This window comes from Nocardioides antri (assembly GCF_008373765.1).
GTDB lineage: Bacteria > Actinomycetota > Actinomycetes > Propionibacteriales > Nocardioidaceae > Nocardioides > Nocardioides antri.
In genome coordinates this window covers 303,144-318,837 of sequence record NZ_VUJW01000002.1, presented here as the reverse complement: position 1 = coordinate 318,837, position 15,694 = coordinate 303,144, and the positions used below count along the sequence as shown (strand labels likewise).

Below are 15,694 nucleotides of genomic sequence, written 5' to 3'. Positions count from 1 at the left end.
GCGTCCGGCGCGGCGGTCCTACCGTTTGTCCGAACGGGGAGGGTCCGGCCAGGAAGGCGTGCCCGATGAGTCTCCTCGAGATCACGACGTACGGACGCAACACCTTGCGGCGCCGACGCCAGGAAGCGCGACTCGTGGCCGCGACACCCTTCCCGGGACTGGCCCGGGCGTGCGAGCGGGACCCGTTGTCGCCGACGGCGTCGCTGGTGACCGAGTACGTCCCCGACGTCTCGCTCGACGACCTCGTCAGCATCGCGCCACTGCCGGCGGCGGCCGCGCTCCATGCGCTCCAGGACGTCGCCGGCACCCTCGACGCGATGCACGAGTGCGGCCTGGTCCACGGCGACCTCCGGCCCGCCACGGTCTACGTGCTGCCCGACGGACGCTCGGCGCTCGCGCACCCCGGAGAGATGCCACCCGCCTCCGCGACACGGCAGGAGACGGCGCGGAGGAACGACGCCCACGCCTTCGCGATGCTCGCCTTCGAGCTGCTGACCGGTGACCACCCCCACGACGTGCAGACCGCGATCGCGAGGGCTCCGTCGCTCCCCACGCTGCCCCGGGCGGCGGCGCTCGCGCTCAAGCGGGCCCTCACCGCCACGCCGGCTCGGCGACCACGTCCCCTCGAGCTGGTCGCCACGCTCGACACGATCCCTGCCGAGGACTGGCCGACCAACCGCCTGCGTCGCGCTGCGGTCGTGCCGCTCCCGGCGGAGCCGCCCGTGGCCCGTCGGCCGGAGGCTCCCGACGCCGAGCGGTGGGCGCCGCGCGAGGGCGGCGCCCCGGTCGAGGCGGAGGCCGAGCCCGAGGTCGAGGTCGGGGTCGAGACCGAGCCCGTCGCGCTGCGGCCGCCGACCGCGACCAGCCCGGTCGTCGTACGGATCGTGCCGGCGCAGCCGAGGAAGCGCCGGCTGCGCCGGTTCTTCGAGATGTTCGTGATCATCCTCGGACTGGCCACGGTGCTCGCCGGCGGCGGCGTCGGCGCCTGGCTGCTCTTCGCCCCTCCGACCGCGAGCGCCGGTGACGACGCCTCCGGCCGGTTAGAGGTGCAGGGGATCGCGCTGACGGTCACGCCGCCGCAGGTCCACTGCCCGCGGGCGTCGCTGCACCTCACCGCCGCGATCTCCATCGAGGGTGGTGCCGGCGAGCTCGAGCTGCAGTGGCGGCTGCCGAACGGCAGCATCGCGGAGACCGACCGGTTCTCCGTCGACGACGGCGAGGAGACGGTCCATGCCGCGCTCGACCTGACCCTCCGCGGGAAGGAGCAGGTGATCGACGAGGTGGTCGCCGTCGTCAGCCCGGGCGACGCGCAGGCGACGATCCCGCTGCGCTACCTGTGCCCCACGGGCGACCAGCCGGCGCCGCCGCCGAACCCGTCCGCCTGACCCGGGCTCACGGCGCGAGCCGCTCCAGCGTCCAGCCCTCGTCCGTCCGGCGGTAGCACAGCCGGTCGTGCATCCGCCCGGGCCGCCCCTGCCAGAACTCGAACGTCTCCGGGCGCACCCGGTAGCCGCCCCAGTGCGGCGGCACCGGCACCGCGACGCCGGCGTACCGCGCCTCGACCTCGGCGAACCGCTCGTCGAGCTCCTGCCGGCCGGCGACGACCTGCGACTGCGGCGACGCGTGCGCGCCCAGCTGGCTGCCGCGCGGCCGGCCGGCGAAGTACGCCGCCACCTCGGCGTCGGTCAGCCGGCCGGCGACGCCCTCGACCCGCACCTGCCGCTCGAGCGGGTGCCACGGGAAGAGCAGCGCGCAGCGCGGCTCGTGCGCCAGGTCGGCACCCTTGCGCGAGACGACGTTCGTGTAGAACGCGAAGCCGCCGTCGACGCCGTCGCTGAGCCCCTTGAGCAACACCGTCCGCGCCGCGGGCTGGCCGTCCGGGGAGACGGTGGCGACGATCATCGCGTTCGGCTCGTGCAGGTGCGCAGCCTGCGCATCGGCGAACCAGCGGCGGAACATCACGAACGGATCGGGGTGAGCAGCGGACTCGGCCAGCCCCACTGCGCCGTACTCCCTCCGCAGGGCGGCGAGGTCGGGCTCGTCGTCACCGGACATACGCCGAACCTAGTGCGTGCGGCAGAATGCCGCTGATCATGCCTTAGTCGAAGGAGACTGACGATGCCCGAGGTACACCACGGACTGGAGGGCGTCGTCGCCTTCGAGACTGAGATCGCCGAGCCGGACAAGGAAGGCTCAGCGCTCCGCTACCGCGGCGTCGACATCGAGGACCTCGTGGGCCGGGTGCCGTTCGAGAACGTGTGGGGTCTCCTCATCGACGGGACCTACACGCCCGGTCTGCCGCCGGCGGAGCCGTTCTCGCTGCCCGTGCACACCGGTGACGTCCGGGTCGACCTCCAGGCCGCGATCGCCATGCTCGCTCCGGCGTTCGGCATCCGCTACACCTACGACTCGTCCCCGGAGAAGGTCCGCGAGGACCTCGCCCGCGCTGCCGTGATGGTGCTGGCCTACGCAGGCCAGTCCGCGCGCGACATCCACGAGCCCGTCGTGCCCCAGCGGCTCGTCGACGAGGGCAGGACGCTGGCCGAGAAGTTCCTCATCCGCTGGCGTGGCGAGGCCGACCCGAAGCACGCCCACGCGATCGACGCCTACTGGTCGTCCGCGGCCGAGCACGGCATGAACGCCTCCACGTTCACCGCCCGGGTGATCACCTCGACCGGCGCCGACGTCGCCGCCGCGCTGTCCGGCGCGATCGGCGCGATGAGCGGCCCGCTGCACGGCGGCGCGCCCTCGCGAGTGCTCGGCATGATCGAGGACGTCGAGAAGTCCGGCGACGCCCGCGCCTACGTGAAGGGTCTCCTCGACTCCGGTGAGCGGCTGATGGGCTTCGGTCACCGGGTCTACCGGGCCGAGGACCCGCGGGCGCGGGTGCTGCGGCGCACGGCCCGGGAGCTCGGTGCGCCCCGCTTCGAGGTCGCGGAGGCGCTCGAGCAGGCCGCGCTCGCCGAGCTGCGGGAGCGGCGTCCGGACCGCGTGCTCGAGACGAACGTCGAGTTCTGGGCGGCGATCGTCCTCGACTTCGCCGAGGTGCCGGCCACCATGTTCACGTCGATGTTCACCTGCGCCCGCACCGGCGGCTGGTCCGCCCACATCCTCGAGCAGAAGCTCACCGGGCGCCTGATCCGCCCGTCGGCGATCTACACCGGTCCCCCGCCGCGCAAGGCCGACGAGGTCGACGGGTGGAACCCCGCCTGGACGGAGTGAGCACGACCCGATGGACCTCGGAGCCCGGATCGCCGAGTGGGACGCCGAGGCGCCGGCGTACGACGAGCCGGCCGACCATGGTCTGACCGACCGGGCAGTGAGGTCGGCGTGGCGCACGCTCCTGCTCGGCGCGCTGCCGCCGGCCCCGGCGCGGGTGGCCGACCTCGGGTGCGGCACCGGCACGCTGAGCCTCCTGCTGGCCGAGGAGGGCTACCGGGTCGACGGCGTCGACTTCTCCCCGGCGATGGTGGAGCGCGCCCGCGCCAAGCTGGCAGGTGTCGAGCGGGCCACGGTGACCGAGGGCGACGCGTACGAGCCGCCACTGCCCGCGTCGTCGTACGACGCCGTCCTCTGCCGGCACGTCCTGTGGGCGATGCCGGACCCCGCCACCGCGCTCGCACGGTGGCTCGACCTGCTGCGGCCCGGCGGCCGCCTGGTGCTGGTCGAGGGCGCGTGGTCGACCGGCGCAGGGCTGACGGCGGCCGCGACGGTCGACCTGGTGGCCGGCGCCGGGCTCGAGCCGAGCCTCACCCTGCTCGACGACCCCGCGCTGTGGGGCGGGCCGACGACGGACGAGCGCTACCTCGTCTCGGCTGTGACCGGCTGAGCATCACCGCGACAGCCCCGACTCGATCGCCCACACCACGAGCTGCGCGCGGTCGCGGGCGCCGAGCTTGACCATCGCCCGGCTGACGTGGGTCCGGACGGTGTCGGGGCTGACCACGAGCTCGTCGGCGATCTCCGCGTTGGAGCGGCCGGTCGCGACCCAGCCGAGGATCTCCCGCTCGCGCTCGGTGAGGTCGCCGAGCCGCGGGTGCGGACGGGAGGCCGGGCGTGCCCCGAAGTGCTGGATGACGGTGCGGGTGACCGACGGCGCGAGCAGCGAGCCGCCGTCGGCGACGACCCGGATGGCTCCGAGCAGGTCGGTCGGCTCCGCGTCCTTGAGCAGGAAGCCGCTGGCGCCGTGGCGCAGCGCCTCGAAGACGTACTCGTCGAGCTCGAACGTCGTCAGCATCACCACCCGCACGTCCGCCAGGCCGGGGTCCGCCGTCACGTCGGCGAGCAGCTCGAGCCCGTCGCGGACGGGCATCCGGATGTCGCAGAGCACCACGTCGGGGCGGGTGCGCCGCAGCATGCCCAGCGCCTCCCGGCCGTCCCCCGCCTCTCCGGCGAGCTCGAGGTCCGCCTCCGCGTCGATGATCGTGGCCAGGCCCATCCGGACCAGCGGCTGGTCGTCGACGAGTGCGACGCGGATCATGCCGGCAGCTCCGCCACGACCTCGAACCCCCCGCCGGCGCGGGGCCCGACCCACAGGGAGCCGCCGAGACGGGCGACCCGGGCCCGCATGCCGCCGATGCCCATGCCCTCATCCTGGACCGCGCCGCCGCGCCCGTCGTCGCGCACCGCGAGCACCAGCCGGTCGCCCTGCCGGCCCCACTCGACCGACACGGCGCCGGCGCCTGCGTGGCGCAGCACGTTGGTGAGCGCCTCCTGGACGACGACGTAGGCGACCTCGCCGACCTCGTCCGCCACCTCGCCCGGCGAGCCCACGACGTCCACGCGCAGCCCGGCGGCACGGACCCGGTCGAGCAGGGCCGGCAACTCGGCCAGGCCGACCGCGGGCCGGCGCAGCGCGGCGCCCGACATCACCGCTAGCTCAGAGCGCAGCGCGTCCAGCGATTCCTTGCTGGTCGCCCGGATCGCCTCGAGGCTGGCCCGCGCCCTCTCGGGGTCCTGGTCGAGCACGTGCAGCGCGGCGCCGGCCTGCATCGCGATCACCGCCAGGCCGTGGCCGACGCCGTCGTGCAGGTCCTGCGCCATCCGCAGCCGCTCCTCGGTGGCGGCGCGCTCGCCCCGTTCGGCGGCCGCCTCCGTCCGGCTGCGCAGCGCTGCCCCCACCGCCCCTGCGGCCGCGGTGATCGCGAGGAAACCGGCGGCTTGCCAGAACCCGCGGTGGTCGCTGTCACGGAGCGCTCCTCCGACGAACCCGGATGCCGCGAGACCCGCGGCGACCACCGTCCAGGGAACCAATCGCCGCGGCGCAGTGGAGCTCGCATAGAGGTAGGTCAGGGCTGGGAGCGCGAGGTACATCGGACCGTCGGCGAAGGACCCGGCGAAGTAGAACCCCGTCCACAACCCCGTGAACACGAGGGAGATGTGGTGGCTGGCACCGAGGAGAAGAGGGATCACAGCCAACACGGCGATCAACACGGCGATGCGCGCCACCGGACGCTCGACGACCAGCTCGCGGTTCGACCCCCACGTGCCGAGCACGATGACGAGCGCAAGCGCCCACGGCCACCACGCCCGATGCACACGGGTGAGCTCGGCAGTCAGGTGCGCCATGCCAGTGAGGCTAGACCGGACGGGCGCCGTCGTCGTACGGCGCGGGGACCGGTCGCCGTACGCAGAACCGCGTAGGGCGCCGCCGCGCTCCGTCGGACGCGCGGGCGGCCGGCGGGCAGCACCGTGGAGCCATGGAAACGAACGAGACCCCCCTGGTCACCACCGACGGGCTGACGAAGACCTACCCCTCGACAAGCTCGGGACGGCGCGGCGACCGCGTCGCGGTGGACCGGGTCAGCATGACCGTGCGACGTGGCGAGGTGTACGGCTTCCTCGGGCCGAACGGCGCCGGGAAGACGACCACGCTCCGGATGCTGCTCGGCCTGGTGCGGCCGACCGCCGGCACCGCGAGCGTCGCGACCGACCGGATCGGCGCGCTGATCGAGGGCCCCGGCTTCTATCCGTACCTCTCCGGTCGCGACAACCTGCGGACCGTCGCGCGGTTCCGCGGCTACGCCGACACCGAGGTCGACCGGGTGCTCGAGCGGGTCGACCTCGCGGCACGCGGGTCGGACAAGTACAAGGGCTACTCGCTCGGCATGAAGCAGCGCCTCGGCGTCGCCGCTGCGCTGATGGGCGACCCCGAGCTGATCATCCTCGATGAGCCCACCAACGGCCTCGACCCGGCCGGCATGGCCGACATGCGCGCGCTGGTCGTCGACCTCGCCCGCGGCGGCCAGACCGTGCTGCTGTCGAGCCACCTGCTGGCCGAGGTGCAGGAGATCTGCGACCGGGTCGGCGTCATCAACGGCGGCACGCTGCTCCTCGAGTCCACCGTCGCCGAGATGCGCGGCGGCTCCTCGCTGCGGCTGCGGGCGACGCCGGAGCCGGTCGCGCTCGCGGTCGCGATGCGCCTGGCCGGCGACGACGGCGTACGAGGCACGCCCGCCGGCCTGTCGCTCGACCTCCCCGCCGACGCCGCACCCCACCTGGTCCGCGAGCTGGTCACCGCCGGCGTCGACGTCCACGAGATCACCCCCACCGAGCGGAGCCTCGAAGAGGTCTTCTTCGAGATGACCGCCGCGACCCGTGAGAAGGAGCCCGTGTCATGAGCCCCCTGAACGCCACCCGAGCCGAGCTGCTGCGCCTGCGCAAGTGGCCGGCGGTCTGGATCACGCTCGGCGCCTGGCTGGCCCTGAGCCTGATGTTCGGCTACCTGTTCAACTACCTGTCCTACGCCAGTGGCGACACCTCGTTCTCCAACGAGGGCGCCACGAAGGACAGCCTGCTCGCCGAGATGATGCCGGCCAACGTTCCCGACGTCCTCCTCCAGGGCATGCCGATGTTCGGCGGCGCGCTGATGATGGTGCTGGGCGCGATCGTCGCCGGCAACGGCTACGGCTGGGGCACCTGGAAGACCGTCTTTTCCCTCGGCGCGCACCGCGCGGGCACGATCGTCGGGTCGCTCGCGGCGCTGACCGTCTTCGTCGCCGCGACCCTCGCCGTCTGGCTCGGCTTCGACTTCGCCCTGTCGCTCCTGGTCGCGACCACCGAGTCGCAGGAGATCGTGATGCCGTCGCTCGGCTCGGTGCTCGAGTCCGTCGGCGTCGGGTTCCTCGTGCTGGAGATGTGGGCCGTCGTCGGCTTCGCGCTCGGCACGCTCGCCCGCGGTCCCGCCCTCTCGGTCGGCCTCGGACTGGTCTGGGCGCTCGTCGTCGAGAACCTCCTGCGCGGCGTCGGCCAGCTCCTCGGCTGGGTGGACTCGCTGACCGCGGTCCTGCCCGGCACGGCCGCCGGCTCGCTGGTCGGCTCGGTCGTGGGCGTCGAGCCCGGGGGCGAGGGCACCCCGGGCGTGCTCGACACCGTCGCCGGACCCCAGGCGGCGATCACCACCGCGTGCTACATCCTGGTCGCCGCGGTGGTCGCCCTGGTCGTCGTACGCCGTCGCGACGTGGCCTGACGCGTGAGGTCAGCTGTCCGTCCTCTTCGGCGTCTTGGTGTCGGGATCCAGGCGGTCCGCCTCGTGGAGCCGGTCGTCCATCGTGCTCCGCTCCTCCTGCACGTGCTCGCGACGCTCCTGGGCGATCATCTCGAGCCGGTCGGCTTCGGCGCGCATCCGCTCCGCCTCGGCCTCGGCGCCCTGCACCTCCGCTTCACGCACGCGCAGGTCCGGCGTCCGCTGCGCCGCTTCGGTGCGGATCTCCGCCGCCTTCTCGCGGTCGCGGTGGCGCTTCTGCTTCATCGCGAACGCCACGAGCGCGGCGATGACCAGCAGCGCCACCACGGCGATCACGATCCAGATCCAGGTGTCCATGAGTCCTCCCTAGGTTCTGAGGGCGGTAACCGTTCGGAGGACGGGCAAACCTAGAGCGGTCAAAGGCGCTTGCCGAAGCAGCGGTTGAGGTCGCTGTCCCGGTAGTGCCCGAAGCCGGGGATCGGCACGTAGCCGGACGACTCGTAGAGCGCGATCGCCTCCGGCTGCTTGAGGCCGGTCTCGAGGACGACCTGGTCGTGGCCGGCGGCGACCGCCGTCGTCTCGAGCTCGGCGAGGATCCGCCGGGCGAGGCCGCCGCCGCGGTGCTCGGGCACGACGTACATCCGCTTGATCTCGACTCCCGACGTGCCGCCGAGCGCGACGACCGGGGACCGGCGCCAGGCGCCGGTGCCGACCGGGACCCCGTCGAGGTAGGCGACGACGAAGAAGCCGTCCGGCGGGTCGAACATGGCTGGGTCGACCGGCGTCTCGTCGGGCGTGCCGTAGCGCTCGGCGTACTCCTTCTGGACGCGGGCGACCAGGGCGACCGCATCGGGGTCGGAGTAGGCCGCTCCGCGGAGCTCCAGCACGGCGTCCATGACGGACATCGATTTATCACCGTCGTCACCCGGCTGTCACACTGGTTTCCTACTGACAGCGTCGTCAGCCCCGGTCCCTCGATGAGAAGGAAGATGGACGTGACTGACGCCCTGCAGATCCCCGCAGACCTCAAGCCCGCCGACGGCCGCTTCGGCGCCGGCCCGTCGAAGATCCAGACCAGCCACCTCGACGCGCTGGCCGCGACGGGCGCGGACCTGATGGGCACGTCCCACCGCCAGGCACCGGTCAAGAACACGGTCGGCCGGGTGCGCGAGGGACTCGCCGCGCTCTTCGACCTACCCGAGGGCTACCAGGTCGTCCTGGGCAACGGTGGCGCCACGGCCTTCTGGGACATCGCGACGTTCGGCCTCATCGAGAAGAAGAGCCAGCACCTCAGCTTCGGCGAGTTCTCGTCGAAGTTCGCCAAGGCCGCCGAGCTCGCGCCGTGGCTCGACGCCCCCTCGGTCATCAAGTCGGAGCCGGGCAGCCGTCCGGATGCGGTCGCCGAGGCCGGCGTCGACGTCTACGCCTGGGCCCACAACGAGACCTCGACCGCGGTCATGGCCCCGGTCGTGCGGCCCGAGGGCGCCGAAGAGGGCTCCCTCGTGCTCATCGACGCCACCTCGGGCGCGGGCGGCCTGCCCGTCGACCTCGCCCAGGTCGACACCTACTACTTCGCCCCGCAGAAGTGCTTCGCCTCCGACGGTGGCCTCTGGATCGCGCTGATGTCGCCGGCCGCCCTCGAGCGGGCAGCCCGGATCGGCGCGAGCGACCGCCACATCCCCGCGTTCTTCGACCTGCCGACCGCGATCGACAACTCGGCGAAGAACCAGACCTACAACACCCCGTCGGTGGCCACGCTCTTCCTGATGGCCGAGCAGCTCGACTGGATGAACGGCCTCGGCGGCCTCAAGGGCATGGTCGAGCGCACCACGGAGTCTTCGAACGCGCTCTACGGCTGGGCCGAGCGGACGTCGTACACCACGCCGTACGTCGCCGACCCGAGCCACCGCTCGCTGGTGATCGGCACCATCGACTTCGACGACAGCATCGACGCCGCTGCCGTCGCGAAGACGCTGCGCGCCAACGGCATCGTCGACACCGAGCCCTACCGCAAGCTGGGCCGCAACCAGCTCCGGATCGCGATGTACCCGGCGGTCGACCCGGCGGACGTCGAGGCGCTCACGCGCTGCATCGAGTACGTCGTCGAGAACGGCTGATCAGGACGCCGGCTCCAGCAGCGGCACGAGCACCCGCCGGGCGACCTCGGCGAGCTGCTCGTCGTCATCGAGGTCGACCAGCCTGCTCGGCGTGACCAGGAACGACGTCGACAGCCGGACCATGACCTCGGCGACCAGGTCGACGTCGACGGTGTCCGCGACGTGGCCGGCGCGCTGCTCGCGGCGCAGCTGGCCGGCGACGAAGGCACGGACGGTGGCGAGGGTGTCGCCGCCGTCGCCCATCATCGACGAGACCAGCGAGCCGGGCTCGGTCGCCATCAGGCCGCCGACCAACGGGTTGTCGCGGGTGTTGCGCAGCGCGCTCACGAACCCCGCGACGACCCGGTCGGCCGCAGTGGCCGCAGCGGCGACGTCGAGGACGAACTGGTCGATGTAGCGGCGGAACTCCCGCCGGACGGCGTGCTGGACGAGCGCCTCGCGGCTCGCGAAGCGCCGGTAGACCGTGATCCGGGAGACGCCTGCCTCGGCGGCGACGTCGTTCATCGAGCAGCGCTGGATGCCGACCCGGGCGAACAGCGCACACGCCGCGTCGAGGATCCGGCTGCTGGTCGGGTCGTCGTCGACGTCGCCCGCGGAGTCGGCGAGGGCCAGCTCGAAGACCGAGGCCGTCGCCTCTGCGGCAGTGACCCCCGCGGTCCCGGTCCCCATGCTCATCGGCTCCCTTGTGGTCGTCGTCCACCAAATGATACAACGAAACAAATCTTGTTTCATCGTATCAGAAGGGTGGCGGCATGGGAGTCAGCAGGCGAGGAGTGCTCCTCGGTGGCGGGATGCTCGGCGCGGTCGGGGCGCTCGGGCTCGTCTCCCCCGCCCCGGCCTGGACCTGGGCACCGGCGGGGTCGGTCGTCGGCACCGGGAGCGGCGTCGACCCGCACACCGTGTGGGACCCCGCGGCCGACACCGTCGTCCAGGCGCTGTTCGAGCGCGACGAGGTCGACCTCGTCAACGAGCTCCTCGCCGGCTGGACCGACAACGACCAGCCGCTGCCGGCCGGCCTGCCGACTGACCTGCGGGACTTCCTCGAGCAGGCCCGGCAGCTGCCCGCGTGGGCCGACGGGAGCAAGCTCTCGGCGTTCTTCCCCTTCTACGAGAAGCGCGGCCTCTACATCGCGGTCCTCTACGGCATGGGCAGCGGCATGATGAGCTGCGTCATCCCCCGCGAGGCGAAGGCGGTCTACTACTCCGCCGGCGGCGCCGACATGAAGGACCGGATCGCGAAGACCGCGAAGCTCGGTTACGACATCGGCGTCCGCGACGCGTTCGGACCGGGCGGGAAGATGGTGGTCACCTGCGTCAAGACCCGGCTGACCCATGCCGCCGTACGCCACCTGCTGCCGGCGTCGGGGCACTGGCGGGCCTCAGCTCCCGAGAGCAAGCCGATCAGCCAGGCCGACATCATGGTCACCTGGCACAGCCTGGCGACGTTCACCCGCAACCGGCTGGCCTCGTGGCCGCTCGAGGTGACGACCGCGGAGTCCGAGGCCTTCCTCCACGTCTGGCAGGTCACCGCGCACCTGCTCGGCGTCGCGGACGAGTACATCCCGGCGACCTGGGACCAGGCGAACGCGCAGTCGCGCCAGGTGCTCGACCCGATCCTCGCCCCCTCCAAGGAGGGCATCGCGCTCGCGCACATCCTCGTCAACATGGCGAGCGACTACGACCTCGGCATCAGCCGCACCATGTTCCAGTCGTTCACCCGCTACGTCCTCGGCGACCAGATCACCGACTGGCTGGAGCTGCCACGCCAGCCGGTGACCGACGCCATGGTCGAGAGGGGCTGGCCGCCGTTCGTCGCCTTCCGCGAGGGCACGATGAAGCTCCCGCTGCCGCCGCAGGGCTACTGGATGTTCGACGAGTTCCTCCGCCAGGGCGCGCTGTTCTTCCTCGGCGAGGGGCGGCCGATCAACATCACCATGCCGACGGCCAACAACCCGAGCTACTCCTGAACCTCCCGGTCGACGACGGCCCGGATCGCGTCGTACGCGTCGCGGCCGAACGCGACCAGCCGCGCCTCCTCCACCCGGGTCGGCGTGCCCCGGAGCGTCTCCACCGCCGCGAGGATGGCGTCGTCCTTGGGCCAGCCGTAGATGCCCGCACTGATCAGGGGGAACGCGATCGTCCGCACGCCGAGCTCGTCGGCGACCTCGAGCGCGCGCCGGTAGCAGGAGGTCAGCAGGGAGCGCTCGGTCTGGCCGATCCGGTAGTTCGGGCCGACGACGTGGATGACCCACCGCGCGGGCAGCTGACCGGCGGTGGTCCAGCCGGCGTCACCGGTGGCGAGCCCGTCGGGGAACCGGCGTACGCAGTCCTCCAGCACCTCGGGGCCTCCGGCTGCGTGGATCGCGCCGTCGACTCCCCCGCCGCCCCGCATCCGGTTGTTGGCGGCGTTGACCACGGCGTCGACGTCCTGCTGGGTGATGTCGCCCTCGACCACGGTGAGCTGCATGCGTCGAGCCTGCCACGGCTCAGCCGATCAGCCGCAGCACCGCCCGCTCCAGCGCGGCCTGGCGCTGGTCGGGGTCGTCGTACGCGCGCCGGGTGGCGGTGCGGATCGTGCGGCCCTCGGCGTAGGCGTCGACGACGCGCGGGTCGACGTACGACGAACGCGCCAGCGCGGGGGTGTTGCCGAGGTACTCCGCGACCTCGCGCATCACCCCGGCCACGGCGCGCTTGCGGGCGGTCTTGCTGGCGTCCGGCCCGGGCGCCTCGGCGAGTGCGGCTGAAGCGATCACGGTCGCGTGCCAGGTGCGGAAGTCCTTGGCGCTGACCTCCAGGCCGCTGGTGTCGCGGAGGTACTCGTTGACGAGGTCCGGGGTGAGGGACCGCCAGCCGCGGCCGTTGCGGTAGGAGAGCAGGCGCGGGTCGGAGATCGTCCGCCTGCGCCGCATCCGCTCCACGGTCTCCACGACGAGTGGGTCGCCGACCTCCACGTGGTGCTCGATGCCGGACTTCCCGACGAACTCGAAGACCATCAGGTCGCCCCGGCGACGGACGTGCCGGCGCTCCAAGGTCGTGAGCCCGAACGAGCCGTACTCCTCGGCGTACACGTCGTTGCCGATCCGGAAGTAGCCGACGTCGAGCAGGCGCACGGCGAGCGCGCAGGCGTGCGCCTCCGAGACGCCCTCCCCCACCAGGTCGGCGAGCACCCGCTCACGCACCCGCGGTAGTCGCCGGCCGAACTGGAGCACCCGGTCATACTTCTCCGCCGAGCGCTGCTCCACCCAGACCGGGTGGTAGATGTACTGGCGCCGGCCTGCCTCGTCGGTGCCGACCACCTGGAGGTGGCCGCGCGGGTGCGGGCAGATCCACACGTCGCGCCAGGCCGGCGGGATCACCAGCGCACGGCAGCGCGCGACGTCCTCGGGCCCGAGTCGCTCGCCGTACTCGTCGAGATAGACGAAGCCCTTCCCGGCACGCCGCCGGGTCCAGCCCGGCTGGTCGGGAGAGGTTCGTCGAAGTAGCACGGCCTGTAGGTAACCGCTCGCCTCCCGCTCAGACTCAGGGGCGACCTCAGACGAGCGAGAGACGCACGGACGCCTCGGTGCCCTCGTCGAGGCCCTCGGCCGTGCGCACCGCCTTCTTGACGGGGAGGACGTAGGTCTTCTCGACGCTGCTGGGAAACACCGAGGTCCGCCACGTCGACCCGCCGATCGTGACCTCGACCCGCACACTGCCGAACCCCTTGCCGGGCCCGGCGGTCGCCTCGATCTCGTCCGACACGTCGAACGGCAGGCTGACGAAGAACCAGGCGCCGGACGTCTCCTCGTCCTTGGCGTCCCAGCGCCACAGCGGCGCCGCGAAGTCGTACGTCGTCACGCGCTCATCGTGGCAGTCGGCTCCGACAGCGGTCAGGGCCGGCGCAGCGAGCGGAGCAGCACGACGATGATGACCGCCCCGATCACGCCGCCGATCACCCACGGCCAGAACGCGCGGGTCACGTCCGGCGCCGCCTCGTCGGGCACCCTCCCGTCCGACCCGCCGGACGGACCCCCGGGGCGTGCAGACGCGGTGCTCCCGGTCCCGTCCAGCTCGGCCTGCAGCGTCCGCGGCAGCGCGATCCTCAGCACGTCGGTGAACTGACCCTCGGTACTGACGAAGACGGTGCCGTCGTCGTCGACGGCGATCCCCTCGCCCTGCGGTTGCGCCGGCAGGTCGATCTCGCCGACCTCCTCCAGCGACGGCCACCGGTAGAACGTCGCGCCGCCGTAGCTCCGCAGCACGAAGTGGTCGCCGTCGGGGAAGAACGCTCCGTCGGTCGCGATCGGCAGCACCTCGCCCAGCAGCTCCAGCTCGTTGGGGCCGTCCGGGTCGAGCTCCTCCGGCGCGGCGTAGAGACGGCCGACGAACTCCTTCGCGGCCACGAGGACCTGGCCGGTGTCGGGATGGACCAGCAACGACTCCGCGTCGCGCGGCTCGTCGGGGTAGACGAGCTCGTAGGTGGTCGGGGTGACCTCGCCGTCCTCCCCGAACGGCACCCGGACCAGCTCCAGCGACGCGCGCTGGCCGAGGTTGTCCCCGATGTCCCCCACCAGCGCGTCGCCGTCGGGCAGCGTCGCGAGCGCCTCGACGTCCTCCGGCGAGCCCTCCCACGAGGTCTCCGCGACGGTCTCGCCGTCGGCAGGGTCGACCGTGAACACCCGGCCGCCGTCGCCCGAGTCGTTGACCGTCGCGAACAGGCCGTCCTGCACGACCAGCCCGCTGGACTCGACGATCTCGGGGTCGGCGAACGAGAAGACGACCTCGTCGTCGGGCAGCGACTCCGCGTCGATCGAGAACCCGATCCCGAACGGGAGCACGGCGAGGGCCGCGAGCAGCTTCTCCACCCGGCTCACCCCTCCTGCTGACCGAGCAGGACCGCGAGGCGAGGCGTGACCTGCCAGGACGCGACGAGGTCGTCGTACTCCCGGCGGAGCGCGGCGTCGGCGGTCGCCCCGGTGCGCACGGCGCGCAGGAGCGTGTTGCGGGGCGTGTGCCGGCTCTCGACGAACTGCATGACGTCGACGCGGTAGCCCTGCAGCCGCAGCAGCATCTCGCGCACGGCGTCGGTGAGGGTGTCGGCGAACCGCTCGCGCAGGATGCCGTGACGGGTGAGGGAGGAGTACGGCGCCGGGGTCGGCGCCGCGCGCAGCTGCGCCGAGAGGTCGTGGTGGCAGCAGGGTGCGGCCAGCACCAGCGGCGCCTGCCAGCCGACGGCGCGGGCCAGCGCCTCGTCGGTGGCGGTGTCGCAGGCGTGCAGGGCGAGGACCACGTCCGGGCGCTGGTCGCGCTCCGGCAGCCTCGCCCCGTCGATGGTGCCGACGACGAACTCGGCGTCGCAGTGTCCGACTTCTCGGCGAAGCGACTCCGCGACCAAGCTGTTGTGCTCCGCGGACTGCTGTTTGACGTCGACGCCGATCAGGCGCACCGGCAGCCCGCGCTGCTCGGTGAGGAACCGGTGGGCGGCGAACGTCAGGTAGCCGTTGCCGCAGCCGAGGTCCACGATGCGCAGCGGGTCGTTGGCCGTCGGCGTGCGGAGCTGGTTGCCCAGCGCATCGGCGACCGAGACGTCGAGGATCCGGACGAACTCCTCGACCTGGCGGTACTTCGCCTGACGGCTCGGCTTGATCCGCCCCTGCGCGTCGGCCAGCCCGAGGGCGGCCAGCACCGGGTCGTCGGCGGGGAGCAGCCGCTCCTTCGTGCGGTCGTGGCTGCGGTCGGGAGGCGTGTCGGCGGTCGGCCCGGCGACCGCGGTGGAGTGGGTGATCGCGTCACGCTTCTTGGTCACCCGGAGCTGGTGGACCTGCGTGTTCGTCTCGACGTGCCAGTTGCCGAACGGCTCGGCCAGCAGGGCGTCGACCGCGGCAGCGGCGGCGTCGCCGGCCGGGTGGTTGGCGGTGTGGGCCTGGGTGGCGTCGTACGTCGTGACCTGGAGGTGGCGACCCGCCCTCAGGTCCACCCAGCGCAGCTCCGCCCGCCGCCACTGCGGCCGCTCGCCCTTCTGCCGGCCGGCAGCCACCGCGCGCACCAGCGCTTCGGGGTCGAGGACGTGCGCGCGGACCCGGGCGAGTCCGTCGGCGAGGGGCTCGGTGGTGCTGCTCATCGGAGGCTCACT

General features: G+C 72.7%; 18 protein-coding genes. 7 read left to right on the top strand and 11 right to left on the bottom strand.

The features are described from left to right. The first annotated feature begins 65 nt into the window (after nt 1–65). Nucleotides 66–1,385, top strand: a complete 1,320-nt coding sequence (locus F0U47_RS05960) for a serine/threonine-protein kinase (RefSeq protein ID WP_149749396.1) — start codon at nt 66–68, stop codon at nt 1,383–1,385. A 7-nt stretch (nt 1,386–1,392) separates the two neighbouring features. Here F0U47_RS05960 and pdxH read toward each other — a convergent pair whose 3' ends face one another. Continuing rightward, nucleotides 1,393–2,055 carry a pyridoxamine 5'-phosphate oxidase gene (gene pdxH, locus F0U47_RS05955; protein WP_149749395.1) on the bottom strand — a complete coding sequence of 221 codons (663 nt, stop codon included), beginning with the start codon at nt 2,053–2,055 and terminating at the stop codon, nt 1,393–1,395. A gap of 63 nt (nt 2,056–2,118) precedes the next feature. On the opposite strand from pdxH, the gene F0U47_RS05950 reads away from it, so the two are divergent. Next, nucleotides 2,119–3,222 (top strand): citrate synthase 2, encoded by a 1,104-nt coding sequence (locus F0U47_RS05950; RefSeq protein ID WP_149749394.1) that lies wholly within the window; start codon nt 2,119–2,121, stop codon nt 3,220–3,222. Between the two features lie 10 nt (nt 3,223–3,232). After that, entirely contained in the window at nt 3,233–3,829 is a 597-nt protein-coding gene (locus tag F0U47_RS05945; RefSeq protein ID WP_149749393.1) for a class I SAM-dependent methyltransferase, read from the top strand. Nucleotides 3,830–3,832: 3 nt separating this feature from the next. On the opposite strand, the gene F0U47_RS05940 is transcribed toward F0U47_RS05945, so the two are convergent. Together F0U47_RS05940 and F0U47_RS05935 are read right to left on the bottom strand one after the other, a co-directional pair. Then, entirely contained in the window at nt 3,833–4,480 is a 648-nt protein-coding gene (locus F0U47_RS05940) for a response regulator (RefSeq protein WP_149749392.1), read from the bottom strand. After that, nucleotides 4,477–5,568 carry a sensor histidine kinase gene (locus F0U47_RS05935; protein WP_149749391.1) on the bottom strand — a complete coding sequence of 364 codons (1,092 nt, stop codon included), beginning with the start codon at nt 5,566–5,568 and terminating at the stop codon, nt 4,477–4,479. The genes F0U47_RS05940 and F0U47_RS05935 overlap by 4 nt, the downstream gene beginning before the upstream one ends. Nucleotides 5,569–5,699: 131 nt before the next feature. Here F0U47_RS05935 and F0U47_RS05930 point away from each other — a divergent pair, with 131 nt between their 5' ends. Together F0U47_RS05930 and F0U47_RS05925 are read left to right on the top strand one after the other, a co-directional pair. Beyond that, nucleotides 5,700–6,620 (top strand): ABC transporter ATP-binding protein, encoded by a 921-nt coding sequence (locus F0U47_RS05930; protein ID WP_149749390.1) that lies wholly within the window; start codon nt 5,700–5,702, stop codon nt 6,618–6,620. Beyond that, nucleotides 6,617–7,468: an ABC transporter permease gene (locus F0U47_RS05925; protein WP_149749389.1), complete on the top strand. Its 852-nt coding sequence runs from the start codon at nt 6,617–6,619 to the stop codon at nt 7,466–7,468. Before F0U47_RS05930 ends, F0U47_RS05925 begins: the two co-directional genes overlap by 4 nt. 9 nt (nt 7,469–7,477) lie before the next feature. On the opposite strand, the gene F0U47_RS05920 is transcribed toward F0U47_RS05925, so the two are convergent. Together F0U47_RS05920 and F0U47_RS05915 are read right to left on the bottom strand one after the other, a co-directional pair. Further along, complete coding sequence (locus F0U47_RS05920) at nt 7,478–7,822, bottom strand: hypothetical protein (RefSeq protein WP_149749388.1); 345 nt, start codon at nt 7,820–7,822, stop codon at nt 7,478–7,480. A 59-nt stretch (nt 7,823–7,881) separates the two neighbouring features. Continuing rightward, entirely contained in the window at nt 7,882–8,370 is a 489-nt protein-coding gene (locus F0U47_RS05915) for a GNAT family N-acetyltransferase (RefSeq protein WP_246159480.1), read from the bottom strand. A 90-nt stretch (nt 8,371–8,460) separates the two neighbouring features. Here F0U47_RS05915 and serC point away from each other — a divergent pair, with 90 nt between their 5' ends. Continuing rightward, nucleotides 8,461–9,582 carry a phosphoserine transaminase gene (gene serC / locus F0U47_RS05910; RefSeq protein ID WP_188111184.1) on the top strand — a complete coding sequence of 374 codons (1,122 nt, stop codon included), beginning with the start codon at nt 8,461–8,463 and terminating at the stop codon, nt 9,580–9,582. Here the strand turns inward: serC and F0U47_RS05905 are convergent, their stop codons facing one another. Then, entirely contained in the window at nt 9,583–10,257 is a 675-nt protein-coding gene (locus F0U47_RS05905) for a TetR/AcrR family transcriptional regulator (RefSeq protein ID WP_246159479.1), read from the bottom strand. Between the two features lie 77 nt (nt 10,258–10,334). On the opposite strand from F0U47_RS05905, the gene F0U47_RS05900 reads away from it, so the two are divergent. Then, nucleotides 10,335–11,549, top strand: a complete 1,215-nt coding sequence (locus F0U47_RS05900) for an oxygenase MpaB family protein (RefSeq protein ID WP_149749386.1) — start codon at nt 10,335–10,337, stop codon at nt 11,547–11,549. Here the strand turns inward: F0U47_RS05900 and F0U47_RS05895 are convergent. The 5 genes from F0U47_RS05895 to F0U47_RS05875 are packed head-to-tail and all read right to left on the bottom strand — an operon-like array spanning nt 11,540 to nt 15,682. Beyond that, nucleotides 11,540–12,049 carry an O-acetyl-ADP-ribose deacetylase gene (locus tag F0U47_RS05895; RefSeq protein ID WP_149749385.1) on the bottom strand — a complete coding sequence of 170 codons (510 nt, stop codon included), beginning with the start codon at nt 12,047–12,049 and terminating at the stop codon, nt 11,540–11,542. The two genes, F0U47_RS05900 and F0U47_RS05895, sit on opposite strands and share 10 nt — an antisense overlap. A gap of 19 nt (nt 12,050–12,068) precedes the next feature. After that, nucleotides 12,069–13,067 carry a DNA topoisomerase IB gene (locus F0U47_RS05890; RefSeq protein ID WP_149749384.1) on the bottom strand — a complete coding sequence of 333 codons (999 nt, stop codon included), beginning with the start codon at nt 13,065–13,067 and terminating at the stop codon, nt 12,069–12,071. A gap of 46 nt (nt 13,068–13,113) precedes the next feature. Next, entirely contained in the window at nt 13,114–13,419 is a 306-nt protein-coding gene (locus F0U47_RS05885) for a DUF1905 domain-containing protein (RefSeq protein ID WP_149749383.1), read from the bottom strand. Between the two features lie 32 nt (nt 13,420–13,451). Beyond that, nucleotides 13,452–14,426 (bottom strand): hypothetical protein, encoded by a 975-nt coding sequence (locus F0U47_RS05880; RefSeq protein WP_149749382.1) that lies wholly within the window; start codon nt 14,424–14,426, stop codon nt 13,452–13,454. Between the two features lie 5 nt (nt 14,427–14,431). Continuing rightward, entirely contained in the window at nt 14,432–15,682 is a 1,251-nt protein-coding gene (locus F0U47_RS05875; protein ID WP_149749381.1) for a class I SAM-dependent methyltransferase, read from the bottom strand. Nucleotides 15,683–15,694: the final 12 nt, after the last annotated feature.